General features: G+C 70.6%; 12 protein-coding genes and 1 pseudogene. 4 read left to right on the forward strand and 9 right to left on the reverse strand.

The window, feature by feature from the left end; translation table 11 throughout:
* Nucleotides 1-22: 22 nt before the first annotated feature.
* The 5 genes and pseudogenes from IEZ09_RS28035 to IEZ09_RS28055 all read right to left on the reverse strand — a co-directional run bounded on the left by IEZ09_RS28035 (nucleotide 23) and on the right by IEZ09_RS28055 (nucleotide 3,228).
* A complete protein-coding gene (locus IEZ09_RS28035) occupies nucleotides 23-328 on the reverse strand; it encodes a hypothetical protein (RefSeq protein WP_189256775.1) in 306 nt (101 codons plus the stop codon).
* Nucleotides 329-713: 385 nt separating this feature from the next.
* A pseudogene (locus IEZ09_RS28040) lies at nucleotides 714-866 on the reverse strand (DUF6760 family protein); the annotation flags it as partial.
* Entirely contained in the window at nucleotides 863-1,231 is a 369-nt protein-coding gene (locus IEZ09_RS28045) for a hypothetical protein (protein WP_189256847.1), read from the reverse strand. The pseudogene IEZ09_RS28040 and the gene IEZ09_RS28045, both read right to left, overlap by 4 nt.
* Nucleotides 1,232-1,251: 20 nt before the next feature.
* On the reverse strand, nucleotides 1,252-1,695 hold the full coding sequence (locus IEZ09_RS28050) for a phage tail protein (protein WP_189256776.1): 444 nt from the start codon (nucleotides 1,693-1,695) through the stop codon (nucleotides 1,252-1,254).
* Nucleotides 1,696-1,710: 15 nt separating this feature from the next.
* A complete protein-coding gene (locus IEZ09_RS28055) occupies nucleotides 1,711-3,228 on the reverse strand; it encodes a phage tail sheath family protein (protein ID WP_189256777.1) in 1,518 nt (505 codons plus the stop codon).
* A 237-nt stretch (nucleotides 3,229-3,465) separates the two neighbouring features.
* Between IEZ09_RS28055 and IEZ09_RS28060 the strand changes: the two genes are divergently transcribed.
* The 3 genes from IEZ09_RS28060 to IEZ09_RS28070 are packed head-to-tail and all read left to right on the forward strand — an operon-like array spanning nucleotide 3,466 to nucleotide 7,020.
* A complete protein-coding gene (locus tag IEZ09_RS28060) occupies nucleotides 3,466-4,830 on the forward strand; it encodes a CBM96 family carbohydrate-binding protein (protein WP_189256778.1) in 1,365 nt (454 codons plus the stop codon).
* Between the two features lie 31 nt (nucleotides 4,831-4,861).
* On the forward strand, nucleotides 4,862-6,067 hold the full coding sequence (locus IEZ09_RS28065) for an MFS transporter (protein WP_189256779.1): 1,206 nt from the start codon (nucleotides 4,862-4,864) through the stop codon (nucleotides 6,065-6,067).
* Nucleotides 6,064-7,020, forward strand: coding sequence for a TolB-like translocation protein (locus IEZ09_RS28070; RefSeq protein ID WP_229813016.1), 957 nt, complete (start codon nucleotides 6,064-6,066; stop codon nucleotides 7,018-7,020). The genes IEZ09_RS28065 and IEZ09_RS28070 overlap by 4 nt, the downstream gene beginning before the upstream one ends.
* On the opposite strand, the gene IEZ09_RS28075 is transcribed toward IEZ09_RS28070, so the two are convergent.
* Nucleotides 7,000-7,197 (reverse strand): hypothetical protein, encoded by a 198-nt coding sequence (locus IEZ09_RS28075; RefSeq protein WP_189256780.1) that lies wholly within the window; start codon nucleotides 7,195-7,197, stop codon nucleotides 7,000-7,002. The genes IEZ09_RS28070 and IEZ09_RS28075 overlap by 21 nt on opposite strands.
* 126 nt (nucleotides 7,198-7,323) lie before the next feature.
* On the opposite strand from IEZ09_RS28075, the gene IEZ09_RS28080 reads away from it, so the two are divergent.
* Nucleotides 7,324-10,578: a hypothetical protein gene (locus IEZ09_RS28080; protein ID WP_189256781.1), complete on the forward strand. Its 3,255-nt coding sequence runs from the start codon at nucleotides 7,324-7,326 to the stop codon at nucleotides 10,576-10,578.
* Nucleotides 10,579-10,582: 4 nt separating this feature from the next.
* Here IEZ09_RS28080 and IEZ09_RS28085 read toward each other — a convergent pair whose 3' ends face one another.
* Genes IEZ09_RS28085 through IEZ09_RS28095 form a run of 3 tightly spaced genes read right to left on the reverse strand, consistent with a single transcriptional unit; the run spans nucleotide 10,583 to nucleotide 13,890 of the window.
* Nucleotides 10,583-11,281, reverse strand: coding sequence for an eCIS core domain-containing protein (locus IEZ09_RS28085; protein ID WP_189256782.1), 699 nt, complete (start codon nucleotides 11,279-11,281; stop codon nucleotides 10,583-10,585).
* Between the two features lie 21 nt (nucleotides 11,282-11,302).
* On the reverse strand, nucleotides 11,303-13,267 hold the full coding sequence (locus IEZ09_RS28090) for an ATP-binding protein (protein ID WP_189256783.1): 1,965 nt from the start codon (nucleotides 13,265-13,267) through the stop codon (nucleotides 11,303-11,305).
* Nucleotides 13,264-13,890 carry a Pvc16 family protein gene (locus IEZ09_RS28095; protein ID WP_189256784.1) on the reverse strand — a complete coding sequence of 209 codons (627 nt, stop codon included), beginning with the start codon at nucleotides 13,888-13,890 and terminating at the stop codon, nucleotides 13,264-13,266. The genes IEZ09_RS28090 and IEZ09_RS28095 overlap by 4 nt, the downstream gene beginning before the upstream one ends.
* Nucleotides 13,891-13,965 lie beyond the last annotated feature (75 nt).

A 13,965-nucleotide genomic window follows, 5' to 3' on the forward strand; every position in this document is an offset into this window, starting at 1 on the left:
GCAGCCACAGGCGAGTCCGCAGCTACCACACGCGGGCCAGCAGCAACCACAGGCGCGTCCGCGGCAACCACACGCTGGACACCAGCACCCACAGACGCGTCCGCAGCAGCCACACGCGGGCCAGCAGCACCCCCAGCCGAGTCCGCAGCCACACGCTGGACAGCAGCCACAGGCGAGTCTGCGGCAACCACACGCTGGACACCAGCAGCCACAGACGCGTCCGCGGCAACCACACGCGGGCCAGCAACACCCCCAGCCGAGTCCACAGCAGCCACACGCTGGACAGCAGCCGCAGACGTGCCCGCTGCAACCGCAGGCGGGCCCACAACGGCCTCAGACATCGCGACCCGAGACACCACGGCCCCGGTCACGTCCTCCCGCGGCGGCCCCCACTCACGCGGTGCCGGAGCAGCCACGTCGGAAATCGAGCCGGAAGGCTCCCCCGGCCCCACCGCGTGCGCCAGTGGTGCCAGGAACGAGGGGTTCTGCCAGGCGCTCAACCTCGACGTGAACGAGGACACCGGGTTGATCAGCGGGTGGGGTGCCACGACTCGCTGCAACGGCGGCAAAGTCCGCCAGTCGGCCCGGACAACGGGCAGAGCAGGTTCAGCTGAACGCCGCCGAAAGGGCCACACGGCAAGTCACCTCCCCGAACCGAAACCAGAACCGAACCCAGAGCCAGAACCGAAACCAGACCCAGCGCCGGCGCCGGACCCCGCCGAAATCCGCGTGTTGATGCGGCCGATCTCCTCCACGTACCGCAACCGGTCCGCGTGCTCCAGGTCCAAAATGGAATCGAGCGACCAGTGGAAGTGGTAGGCGACGTACGCGACCTCCGAGTACAGCCGGTCCGGCGCGTACGTCACGATTCCCCCAGGCGCCCACCTGCGATGTCGACCTCGAAGCCGTGTCCGCAGGAGGGGCACGCGACGGCTGAGCGGGTGTGCCCCTCGCTGTTGATGCGGCGGTACATGTCCTGCAGGAAGGCCAGGTCCGAGGCGAACAGGTTCTCGATGATCCCCGCGTGCACGTCGGTCACCGAGCCGAGCCGGACCACGACGCGGCCCAGCAGCACGACGGTCAGGAAGGCCGCGTTCTCGCGGACTCGGTCGTCCCGCAACGGGATCAGCTCGTCGCGGGCCGTGGCCAGGCGCATCACGCCCGACTTGTGCACAACACCGGAGTCGTCGACGTAGCCGCGCGGGAGCTCGAAGGCGAACTCGGTCTGCATGACAGGCGCAGCAGAGCGTTTCACTCGACTTCCATCTCCTCGTAGGTGACCGTGAGCTTCTCGGTCAGCACGGAGGTGTCGCCCGCCTTCAGAGTGCCGATCTCCAACGCCTTCGGCCAGGCGCGCATGATCTTGTAGCGCTTGATGGGCTGACCCTCGTAGTCGTAGACGACGACCACGCCGTTCTTGCGGGCGCTGCCCATCTTGCCGAAGCGGGAGTCCTTCACCCACTTCTCGAAGGAGTTGTCGGCGGTCAGGCCTCGGGTGAAGACGACCTCGCCGGCCTTCATGCGGCCGGGGAGCTTCTTCACGACGTACTTGCCGTCGGCCATGTTCTGCTTGAGCTCGATGACGTCCTGCTCCATCTTCAGGCCCGTCACCTCGGAGATCTGCTTGATCGTGATGCCGTCGACCTCGAGGCCGAACGAGTGGCCTACCGACGTGTCGAGATCGGGGAGTGCCATGTCGATGAACCGCCTTTACTCGTTGACCAGACTGGTGCCGCCCTGCAGCTGGGCGAGCCGGAAGATGACGAACTCCGCGGGCTTCACCGGCGCCACGCCGATCTCGCACACGACCTGGCCGAGGTCGATGCCCTCCGCCGGGTTGGTCTCGCGGTCGCACTTGACGTAGAACGCCTCGTCGGGGGTGAGGCCGAACAGCGCTCCCTTGCGCCACTCCATCACCAGGAACGCGGAGATGGTCCGGCGGATGCGCGCCCACAGGGCGTCGTCGTTCGGTTCGAAGACGACCCACTGCGTTCCGTCCAGAATGGACTCTTCGAGGTAGTTGAAGAGCCGCCGCACGTTCAGGTAGCGCCACGCCGGGTCGGACGACAACGTCCGCGCGCCCCACACGCGGATGCCGCGGCCGGTGAACGTGCGGATGCAGTTGACGCCGATCGGGTTCAGCAGCTCCTGCTCGGCCTTGGTGAGCTGGGTCTGCAACGCGACGGCGCCGCGCACCGTCTCGTTCGCCGGGGCCTTGTGCACGCCCCGCGCGGCGTCGCTGCGAGCCCAGACGCCCGCCATGTGGCCCGACGGCGGCACGAAGATGTTGTCCGAAGTGGACGGATCGTAGACCTTGATCCACGGGTAGTAGAGCGCCGCGTACTTCGAGTCGTAGCCCGCCTCGGTCTGCTTCCAGTTCTTCACCTGGTCCGGTGAGAGGTCCGGCGGCGGGTCGAGGATCGCCATGCGGTCGCCCATGAGCTCGCAGTGCGCGATCATCGCCGACTGCACGGTCTTCACGGCCTCCAGCGTGATCAGCCCGCGCTGGTAGGAGCTCATCAGGTCGGGCACCGAGATCATCGTGACCTCGTCGACGGCTTCCAGGCCGCCGAAACCGGTGCGGTCGGCCACGTCGCCGACGTAGTCGTCGGCCACGACCTTGCGCGGCACGGGCGGCGGCGCCGGAGCCTCGCGCAGCGCCACGGAAGCCTTGTCGGGGCGGGCGAGTGACGCGCCGGCGACCTCCTCGATCGTGATCAGCTTCGAGGCCGTGTTCACGACGGTGACCACGTTCTCCTTGCCGCGCTTGGACGACACCTGGTGCGTCTCGACGACCTTGCCGTTGTCCTTGACGATCAACGAGAAGCGGTCGTCCGGCGGGTTCTCCCCGGCAGGATCGCCGACCTCGACGGACAGGCTGCCCGCACCGAGCTCGCGCGCCGACACGCGGTAGCCGCCCAGCTGGGCCTGCGGGCCCGCGGGCAGCTCGGCCTGGCTGGAGCGCGCGCCGCCGACGCGGACGACGTAGCAGTTGCTGCCGCCGTTGAGGAAGTAGCCGTAGACGGCGAGCGGCAGGTAGCAGCCCTCGGCGAAGTCGCCGAACTTCTCGGTGTACTGCGCCCAGTTCGACACCAGCGTCGGCGTGTTGTAGTCACCTTTGGCCGCGAACCCGACGAACGCGGCGACGGCGGTGCCCACGCCCTCGATCGGTCGAGCACCTGCCTCCACCTCCTCGACGTACACGCCCGGCGAGAGATAGGTGGGCATCGACGGCCTCCCAAGTCGTACGGAACCCTGTCCGACCATGCTGCGGCGACCAGCGAAAACCCGACACGACCGCGCGGCGGTGCCGGAGGGAGCCGGTGACTGCCCGAAAGGGCAGCCACCCCGGAGGGGGATTTTCCGGCCGTTCACCAAACTGCCGCCGTACGCTCACCGCACTCATCTCATTTGAGCCCTACCCTTCGCGACGGTCCATGTCCGCCAACAAGGAAGTGCGCAGGCATGTCACGTCGCAGGGCTCCATTGGCCGTGCTCACCACGGTCGTCGTCACGGCGGCCACCCTCACCGCCTCCACGGTGGCGCACGCCGCCACCACGACCTTCACCCCCACCGCCGACACCTACGTCGACAGCAGCTCGACCGGCACGAACTACGGCACCTCCGGCCAGCTCGGCGTGGACAACTCGCCGATCAAGCGGATGTTCCTGAAGTTCTCCGTGTCCGGCCTCACCGAGGCGGTCAGCAGCGCCAAGCTGCGCGTCCACACCGATGACGTCGCCGGCGCGGAAAGCCCGAACGGCGGCACGTTCCGGGCGATGACCAACACGAGCTGGTCCGAGACCGGTGTCACCTACAACGCCCAGCCGGCCATCGACGGCGCCACGCTCGGCTCCCTCGGCTCCGTCGCGCGCAACGCCTGGTACGAGATCGACGTCACCAGCTACGTCACCGGCAACGGCACGTTCAGCATCGGCATCACGTCGAGCAGCTCGGACGGCGCCGACTACGACTCGCGGGAATCCGGCGCCACCACGGCGCCGCAGCTCGTGGTCACCACCGGAACCACCCCGCCGCCGAGCGGTGATCCGGTGTTCGTCGGTGCGGGTGACATCGCGGACTCCGGTTCCGGTGACACCGCGACCGCCGCGCTGCTGGACAACATCCAGGGCACCGTCTGGACCACGGGCGACAACGCCTACCCCGACGGCACCGCGTCGAACTTCAACACCTACTACGAGCCCACGTGGGGCCGGCACAAGGCACGCACGCGGCCGTCGCCGGGCAACCACGACTACCACACCAGCGGGGCCACCGGGTACTACAACTACTTCGGGGCGCAGGCCGGACCGTCGGGCCGGGGTTACTACTCCTTCGACCTCGGCAACTGGCACATCGTGTCGCTGAACTCCAACATCAGCATGGCGGCGGGCAGCGCGCAGGAGCAGTGGCTGCGGCAGGACCTGGCGGCCAGCACGAAGCCGTGCACCGCGGCGTACTGGCACCACCCGCTGTTCACCAGCGGCGCCAACCACGCCCCGGACACGTCGACCAAGCCGTTGTTCCAGGCCCTGTACGACGCCAACGCGGACCTGGTGCTCTTCGGGCACAACCACCAGTACGAGCGGTTCGCCCCGCAGAACCCGAACGGCGGGCTGGACACGGCACGCGGCATTCGGACGTTCGTCGCGGGCATGGGCGGCGCCGGTGCCTACGGTTTCGGCACGATCAAGCCGAACAGCGAGGCCCGCAACACCGGCACCCGCGGTGTGCTGAAGCTGACGCTGCACAGCAACAGCTTCGACTGGCAGTTCGTCCCCGAGGCGGGCAAGACCTACACCGACAGCGGCACCACCAACTGCCACTGACGCACCGCCACAACCGGGCTGGAGGCCGACGTTGTACCTGTCCACAATTGACCGACCGAGAGCAGCGAGCTGGAAAGGGCTGAGCGGCAACGTCTTCGCGCTCGGCACGGTCAGCCTGATCACCGACGTCTCGTCGGAGATGGTGGCCGCGATCCTGCCGCTGTACCTGGTCATCGGCCTCCAGCTCAGCCCGGCCGCGTACGGGCTGATCGACGGCGTCTACACCGGCGCCACCACCCTGTTGCGGCTGGCGGGTGGTTACCTCGCCGACCGGACGAACAGGCGCAAGGCGGTCGCGGGCTTCGGCTACGGCATCTCCGCCGTGGCCAAGCTCGGCCTGCTCGCCGCGGGCAACTCCCTGACCGCGCTCGGGTTCGTGATCACCGCGGATCGGGCGGGAAAGGGCCTGCGCACCGCGCCGCGGGACGCGCTGATCACGTTGTCCACGCCCAGCGGCGACCTGGGCCGCGCGTTCGGCGTGCACAGGGCGATGGACGGCATCGGCGCCTTCGCCGGGCCGCTCGTCGCGATGGCCGTTCTCGCGGCCTCGGCGCAGTCGTTCGACGCCGTGTTCGTCACGAGCTTCTGCATCGCCGCGTTCGGCGTGCTGGTGCTCGTGCTCTACGTGCGTGACCGGCCAGAACCGGTGCAGCGCAAGGAACCAGTCCGGCTCGCGCTGCTCAGGGATCCGGCCGTGCGCCGGATCGTGCTGGCCGCGTCGCTGCTCGGCCTGGTCACCATCGGCGACGGGTTCGTGTACCTGTTGCTGCAGAAGCGGGAGGGGCTGGCGTTCGGCTGGTTCCCGCTGCTGGCCGTCGGCACGAGCCTGGTCTACCTGCTGCTCGCCGCACCGCTCGGCGCCCTCGCCGACCGGGTCGGCAGGCTCAAGGTGATGCTGTGCGGCTACGGCGCCCTGACCGCCGTCTACCTGCTGCTGCACGGCCCGCTCGGCGGCTGGCCGCTGCTGGTGCTGGTCGTGGTGCTCTACGGTGTCTTCTACGCAGCCACGGACGGCGTGCTGATGGCGCTCGCCGGCCCGGTCCTGCCGGAACGGTTGCGCACCACCGGAATCGCGCTGATCCAAAGTGGACAGGCGCTCGCGTACCTCGGCTCCTCCGTGCTGTTCGGCCTCGCCTGGCAGTTCTGGAGCCCGGAAACCGCCACCAGGATCGCCGCGGTCGCGGTCGTCCTGGCCCTGCTCACCACCGCCGCACTGCTGGGACGTCGCACCTCGTGAAGAACCGACTGCTGATCACCGTCATCGCCGCCGTGCTGCTCGGCGGCGTCGCCATCGGCTACACCGCGCTGTCCGGCACCTCACCCGGCGAGGCCGCGCATTCCATCCCGGCGGGCACCGGCCCCCGGCTCATGATGCTCAGCAACGGCAGGCTCTCCACCGTGTCCCGCAGCGACCCGGCCGGGCCGCGGGAGATCACCGAGCAGCGCTGCGACCGGGCGTACGCCGCGAGCGGCACGATCTCGTGCCTGCGCCCGGTCGGCGCGTTGAAGGCGGGCGAACTCGCCGTGCTGGACAGCCAGCTGAAGGAACTGCGCACGGTTCCGCTGACCGGCTTCCCCAACCGCACCCGCGTTTCCGCCAGCGGCCGCATGGTCGCGTGGACGCTGTTCGTCGACGGACATTCCTACGCCGCCAACGGTTTCTCGACCAGCACGGGCATCTTCGACACGAAGACCGGCGCGCTCGTGCAGTCGCTGGAGGAGTTCACCGTCGAAGGCATGCCGCAGCTGCCGGTGGACGCGAACTTCTGGGGCGTCACGTTCACCGCCGACGACAACCGCTTCTACGCCACCATGTCGACCGGCCCGCACCGCTACCTGATCGAGGGCGACTTCGCGGCCCGCACGGTCCGGCCGCTGACGGAACACGACAACGTCGAGTGCCCGTCGCTGTCCCCCGACGGCACCCGCATCGCCTACAAGGCGGCCGTCAACGGCGACCCGCAGCAGGGCTGGCGCGTCTCCGTGCTCGACCTGGCCACGAGCAGGATCACGCCGCTCGCCGAGACCCGCTCCGTCGACGACCAGCCTGCCTGGCTCGACGACAGGACCGTCGCGTACGGGATCCAGCGCGACGACGGCCTGAACGACGTGTGGTCGGTGCCCGCCGACGGCACCGGAACGCCCAGGATCGAGATCCCCGAGGCGAGCTCACCGGCGCCGATCGGCTGATCGCCACGCCACCAGCCCGAAGGCGAGCAGCGCGGCGGCACACGCGGCGATCACCGTGCCGGTGGTGACGTTTCCCTGCCACCGCACGGCAAGGCCGACGACCAGCGCGACGACGGCCACCGCCACGACGCCCTGGATCCAGCGCGGCCACGTCGTGAGGTCGATTCGCTTGCGCACCAAGGCAGATTATCGCCGCCACTGCCTCGATCGGCCCGTTCTGCCCCAACGGGCAGCATCAACGGCCTCTCCGCACGACCGTCGCGGCATTTCCGCGGCACGGTGCGCTCGCTGACAGTGGACGTTGTGAGCGGCTTGGACCGTGAGGAAAAACGGACACCCCCGGAGTCGCCCCGCCGACCTCCTGCCGCCGGGGTGAAACCGGCCGCGCACGCGATGCTCGCTTTGCAACGCGCCGCGGGGAACACCGCGGTCAACAGCATGATCGCCCAGCGCGTGCCCGACTCGGGGCAGATGTCGGAGATCAACGCGACCGCGGACGCCGTGGTGCACGAGGCGTCCGCCAAGGAGGGCGCGCCACCGGAAGAACGGCCTCCCGCCGGGGATCCAGCCGCGATCAGGGCGCGGCAGCGTGCCGCGTTCGCCCAGCCCGACAAGGTCTCGGCCGAGCGGTCGAAGGTCGTGGCGGCAGCGGCGGAGACCAAGACGGAAGCCGCGAGGCCGGCCGCTCCCGTGACGCCGCCTCGTCCCGCACCCGCCGCACCGCCGGAAAGCCGTGCGCCGCAAACAGAAGCGCCCGCCGCCGCCGTCGCCTCCGCCAGTGACGCTGTCGCCCGTGCCGCGGCGGTCCCCGTTCCCGAGCCCCCGGCACAGGTCGCGCCACCGGCGTTCGCACCGCCGGTCGACTCCGGCGGGCGCCCCGTGCCCGCCAATCCCGTCGCGGACCAGGCGGTCGCCGCCGTCGCGATCAAGCTGCAGCAGTTGCGGTACACGGGACACCAGCTGGCGGCAGAGGCGGCGGCGTCACGGGCTCGTGGTCACGCCCTGGAGGCCGGACTGCAGACCGCGCGGGCCAAGGTCGCCGAGGCGGACACCTCCATCACGACCGTGCGAGGACACGTCGATCAACGCCGTGCGGTGGCCGATCAGTCGAAGAACGCGCTGACGTCGTCCACGGAGAAGGCCACGCAGGTCGCGGCCGAAGCGCCGGGGTTCGCGTCGAAAGCCGACGAGGGCAAGGCGAAGACCGGTCCGATGGTGTCCGAAGCGCGGCAGCTGGGCGGCCGCGCAGCGTCCGTGCAGCCCGAGGACGCCGAGGCGGCCGGCAAGGCCCGTGAACAGGCCGGGCAGGTCAACAGGATCGGTAACGACCTGGGCAGCATCGACGGCGCGATCAGCGCCACCGGTCAGCGCGCGACCGGGCTCGTCGACGAGGCGGCCCGCGCGACGGCGCTCAACTCCGAGGCGAGCGGCAAGATCGCGGCCACGGAGGCCACCCTGGCGTCGACCACCGGCAAGCTCGACGAGCTCACCGCGCAGAACACGCAGGCGAAGTCGGACATCGCCGCGCTGGCAGGCGGACCGGCCGAGATGCGCGAGGGTGCCGCGCAACTCGACGAGCGGGGCGCGGCGGCGATGACCGCGTCGACCGCGCTGGAGTCCAGGCTGCACGCCACGCAGACCGCGTACCTGGGTGCGATGGCTTCCGTACCGGCGCGGCAACTGCGTCAGGGCCCTGCCCTCCAGCGCGAGGCGTACGGCGACCGGGAAAGGGTGAACCTGACCCACGGCCTGCCCGCGTGGCTCACCGGCGAGGACCCGCCGTCCGCACGGGCGCGCGCCGAACAAGCCGCCGCGGCCGAACAGCGCAGGCTGGACGAGCTGCGCCAGATCGAGGCCGAGTCGCACGGCAACTTCGCGTCACTGGGCGCCGGCGCGAAGGCGAGCCTGGCGCTGCGCATGACGTTCTCCCGCCTCACCGGCTCGCTCGGCGCCACGAACTGGCCGAAGTTCGGCCTCAACATCCTGCGCGGCTTCGTCGACCCGCGGGTGTCGATGACCGGTGTCCTGACCGGCCTCGGCATGATCCTCTCCGGCGGCGCCAACCTCTTCAGCCGCCAGCAGTGGGAACGCGACCCGGTCGGCAACCTGCTGAAGTCCGCCGCCGACATCGCCACCGGCATCACCATCGTGCTCGGTTCGGTCGCGGGCCTGGCGATCGCCGTGATCGCCATCTGCGCCGCGGCCATCCTTCTCACCTTCGGCGCGGCCAGTCCGGTCTGCGTCCCGATCATCACGTTCTGCAGCAGCGTGGCCGCCACCGTCGGCCCGTGGGCGGTGGAGGCGGCCGCCATCGCCCTGGAGCTCAACGCGTTCGTGCTCATCAAGAACCTGGTCGACGCCGCCACGGCCGACACCGCGGGACGACTGCGCCAGGAGTCCGAGGACATGGCCTCCGACACCGAGACCATGGGCGTGATGGCGATGCAGATCGCCGGCGAGAAGGCCGGCCAGGTGGTCGGTCCGAGAATCTCGAACGCGGTCGGCGCCGTGCAGTCGGGCCTGCAGGGCTCGACCTCGGTGGCGGCGCGGGCCATGGGCGCCGCGATCGGCGACATCCGCGGCGCGGTGGCGGCGGGCAGGCCGTTCGGCAGCGGCGCGGAACCAGCGCCCGTGGCGGAAGGTGCAGCTGCTGGTGAGGGTGCGACGGCGGGTGAGGCGCCGGTGGCGGCGGGTGAGGCGCCCGCGGTGCCGGAGAGCGCGGTGCCGGACACGGCACCGGCTTCCGAGGCACCGGCGGTCACCGAGGCGCCCGCAGTTTCCGAGGCGCCCGCGGCCTCCGAAGCACCGGCACCGGCGGCGAGCGATGCACCACCCGTGTCCGAACGCGCGCCAGCTCCCGCAGATCTTCCGGAGGGAACCGCAGCCAACGACAACGCCATCCCGGAGTTCGAGCCCGTCGACGTCCCCGAAGGCACCGCGGCCAACGACAACGCGCGGCCGTCCGGCGAGCCCGTCGAGGCTGCTCTGCCCGCGACAGGCACCGACGGCCAACCAGCTCGCAGGCAGTTCACCGTCATCGAAGGCGAGGGCGGCCGTGCTCCGGACCGCCCGGTGGCATCGGCGGGCACCGGTGAACGGCTCGACCTGCGCCAGGTGGAGATCATCGGCGAGTTCGTGGAGGGACAGGGCAAAGCCACCAGCGGGGATCTGGGTGAGGACGCGCTGGGACAACACGGCATGCACGACGCCGACACACCGGGCGGCGCCGGGCAGCGGCCTGAGCTCGAACGGGGCAACTTCGCCCACGAGCACGGTGACGTGCTCGTGCCGGAGGACCAAATGCCGCGCGGCCTCAACCGCGAGTTCGAGATCGAGTTCCCGGAAGGCGGCTCGAAGCGGCTGGACCGCGTCGACATGGCGAACGGCGTGATCTACGAGATCAAGCCGAACACCCCCTCGGCGATCGCCGAGGGTCAGCGGCAGGTCGCCATCTACGTGCTCCACATGAACGAGCAGTACCCGCGGCCGGGCGGCTGGTCGGGCAGGGTGGTGACCTACGACCCGGCAGCCGCCGCGGCGCTGCTGGGCCAGAAGTGAGGAGTCACTCGGCGGCGGCTTCTTCCTCTTCCTCGGCCCGCTGCACGAACGTCTGCGCGGTCTCCTCCTCAGGAGCCTCCTCGCGCTGCACGTGCGCCTCCCCGTGGTCTTCACACCGCTGCACCGGAGCAGCAGCAGGCGCGGCCATGATCCGATCCGCGTTGGCCACGGCATCCCGCTCGAACCGGTCGGACGGATCGCTGACCTTCACCCCACCCCCGGCATCGGTACCGTCGACCGGCCCTGACCGCTGCTGCACCACGTGCGTCAGCTCATGAGCCAGCATGTGCTTGCCGGAATCCGAGGAGGGGTCGTACCTGTCGCGCTGGAACACGATGTTCGAGCCGACGGTGTAGGCATGGGCGTTCACCGAGCGGGCGGAGTGGTCCGCCGCGGCGTCGGTGTGCACGCGCACGTCGGAGAAGTCCTGGCCGAAGCGGCCTTCCATGTCCTCGCGCACGTCCGCGGCCAGCGGCGAGCCGCCGGACGAGATGACGTCGTGCACGGGCGAGCGTTCTTCCTCCACGACCGCGCCGACGCCGGCGTTGCCCACGGCACGTTGCAGGCCCAGCATCCCGGCCGGTCCGAGCACGTCGGTGCGTCCGGCGGCGGCCGCGCGGCCGAGCAGGTCGGTTTCCTCGTGCTGGACCCGGTCGCCCTTGGGGCGGAAGGAAGTCTCCGCGTCGAAATCGTGTCCGTGCATCTCCGCTCCCTGTGAAATGAGCTAACTCACCAGACGTTCGGTTGCCAGTTCGAAGTAGCGGCCGAACTCGCGTTCCCCCACCAGCCGTCCGAGCTTGCGGTACTCGCGCGCCACCGCGCCGATCAGTTCGACCATGCCGACCACGTGGCCCGCCTCGGCCGCCAGGTAGGCCGCCGTCACAGCCGCCGACCTGATGTGGCCGCCCGCCAGTTCGAACGACGCCGCCAGGAAGTCCAGGTCCACATCGGACGATCGCGGCACCGAGGTGCCCAGGCAGCGGTCCCACAGGCCGCGGCGCAGGTCCGCGTCGGGCAACGGGAAGTCCACGATCACGTCGAGGCGACGGGTGAAGGCGTCGTCGAGGTTCGCGCGCAGGTTCGTGGCCAGCACGGCGATGCCGTCGAAGGATTCCATGCGCTGCAACAGGTACGCGCTCTCGATGTTCGCGTAACGATCGTGTGCGTCGCGGACTTCCGACCGCTTGCCGAAGATCGCGTCGGCCTCGTCGAACAGCAGCACGCCGTTGACGCCCGCCGCCTCGACGAAGATGCGCTCCAGGTTCTTCTCGGTCTCGCCGACGTACTTGTCCACGACCGTCGCCAGGTTGACCGTGTAGAGGTCGAGCCCGAGCGAGGCCGCGATCACCTCGGCCGACATCGTCTTGCCCGTGCCGGAGTCGCCCGCGAACAACGCCGTCACACCGCGGCCGCGGCCGCCGCCCGGCCGCATGCGCCACTCGTCGATCACGCGGTCCCGGTACCTGGCCCTGGCCGCGAGCTCGCGCAGCAACGACGTGACGGGCGGGGGCAGCACCAGGTCCTGCCACGACACCGCGGGCTCGATGCGACGGGCCAGGCGTTGCAGCCCTCCCGCGTTCTGGCTGCGCGCACCGGCCCTGAGATGCGTGACGTCGACCAGGCCGTCGTCGGCCAGCGCCGAGACCGTGGCCGCGTTCGCCGCTCTGCTGATCTGCGTGGGGCCGAGGACGAAGTGCGCGGTGACCTCGGCCGGGTCGATCCCCTGCGCCAGCTTGCCGTCCAGCTCCGTGCGCCACAGGTTCACCCGCACCTCGAACGGCACCTGCACCGCGTCGTGCTGCAACGGCGGAACCCGCGTCCAGCGCGGTTCCCACGCGCCCGGCCCGTACGCGATCACCGGGATCTCGTCGTGCAGCAACGGATCCAGTGAGAAGTTCGAGTCGACGGGCCCGATCGCGATCCCCGCGCCCCTGAGCAACGCCTCACGGGTGACCGCCAGCGCGTCGGTCATGCGCGCCGCGTCCACGAGCAGCGCGGGGAAACCGGCCCGCGCCAGTGCCGCCACGGCGAGCTCGGCCGCGCCGCCGCCGGGGTGCTCGCGCAGGTACACGAGCCGGACACCGCGTTCGATGCCGCGCGCGAGCCGGTCCGCGCCCGGCATGGCCACCGGATCTCCCGGCAGCGTCACGAAGTCCGCGAGCAGCGGGTCCGGCCGGTCGTCACCGAGCAGGTGCGCCCCGACCCGGTCCGGTACCCGCAACGACCGGCTGAGCAGCGGCCTTTCCCGGTCCTCCGTGGTGATGAGCCCGCACCGCACGAGCGGGCTGCCGTGGTCGAGCCTCGCCCTGCCCTGCGACGACGCCTCCGCGAGCCCGCACAGCCTCAGCGCGAGCCCGACCGTCGCCCTGCGCCGCGTCACGTCGTCGTTCAGGTACCCGTAGAACTGCTCGAACCGGCTGTCGACGTCCGGCGCGAGCGCCACGAGCAGCAACTCGACGTCCACTTCGGACAGTTGCGCCTTCCGCGCCAGCCGGCCGAGCCGCCCGTCCGCCGTCGTCTCGGTGAACGGCGCGAACGGTTCCCTGCCGCTGTCCAGCAGCGCCTCGATGACCTCGTCCGACAGGTAGAGCCCGCGGAACGGGTCGTCCGGGTTCGGATCCGTGGCCCGCCGCGCCGCCACCGCCACCCGGATCCGCCGCTCCAGCCCTGCCATCCGCTCGAAGATCATCGCGCGACCCTGCGCATCGCCACGCCGTCCGCGGACACGTCGTGCCGCACCCGTTCCTCGCCGGTGTGCAGCTGCACGCCCTCGCGAGCGGGCGGACCGGCCGCGATCCTGCGCCCGGACGACACCGGCGCCGACACGACGACGTCGAGCGACGGCTTCAGCTCACCGCCCAGCGCGCTCCACACGTCCGCGAACGCCCTGTCCTCCGGCGGTGGCAGGGCGACCGTCATCGGCACGGGCAGCTGCATCTCGTCGAGCGAGCCGCTGAGGAGTCCCGGTGGCACGGCGTCGTACTTCAGGAACCCGATGAGCAGGTCCGAGAGGAGCCGGTGCTCGTCCTCCGGGCGTTGCGTCCAAGCCGTGACGAGGTACGAGAGCTTCATGTGCCGCGGCGGGACGTGCCGCGCCGCCACCTTGCCCTGCGCGTCGTACTCGTTGAGCAGCCCGCGCTGGCGGCGGCGCATGTCCTCACGGATGTCGTAGAGGTAGATGTTGACCGTGGGCGCGTTCCGCCGAGCCGCCCAGTCCTTGGTCGGCGCGTCGAACGCGACCTCCAGATCGGAACCGCGCAGCGCCTCGTCGCGGACCAGGCGGCGCAAAGCCTCGTCTACCTCGTGAATCACGCGTCCACGATCGCGCGCGGGCCGGAGAACCGGGACCAGCGCGCCGACGTCCTGAGGGACACGATCGGCTGCCCC

The organism is Lentzea flava (assembly GCF_014648475.1).
Taxonomy (GTDB): Bacteria; Actinomycetota; Actinomycetes; order Mycobacteriales; family Pseudonocardiaceae; genus Lentzea; species Lentzea flava.

What these genes read in the sequence shown, in the direction of transcription:
- IEZ09_RS28055 (WP_189256777.1), bottom strand. Translation starts at nt 3,228, where the DNA reads ATGCCCACCTATCTCTCGCCGGGCGTGTACGTCGAGGAGGTGGAGGCA.
- IEZ09_RS28090 (WP_189256783.1), bottom strand. Translation starts at nt 13,267, where the DNA reads ATGATCTTCGAGCGGATGGCAGGGCTGGAGCGGCGGATCCGGGTGGCG.
- IEZ09_RS28050 (WP_189256776.1), bottom strand. Translation starts at nt 1,695, where the DNA reads ATGGCACTCCCCGATCTCGACACGTCGGTAGGCCACTCGTTCGGCCTC.
- IEZ09_RS28085 (WP_189256782.1), bottom strand. Translation starts at nt 11,281, where the DNA reads ATGCACGGACACGATTTCGACGCGGAGACTTCCTTCCGCCCCAAGGGC.
- IEZ09_RS28045 (WP_189256847.1), bottom strand. Translation starts at nt 1,231, where the DNA reads ATGCAGACCGAGTTCGCCTTCGAGCTCCCGCGCGGCTACGTCGACGAC.
- IEZ09_RS28060 (WP_189256778.1), top strand. Translation starts at nt 3,466, where the DNA reads ATGTCACGTCGCAGGGCTCCATTGGCCGTGCTCACCACGGTCGTCGTC.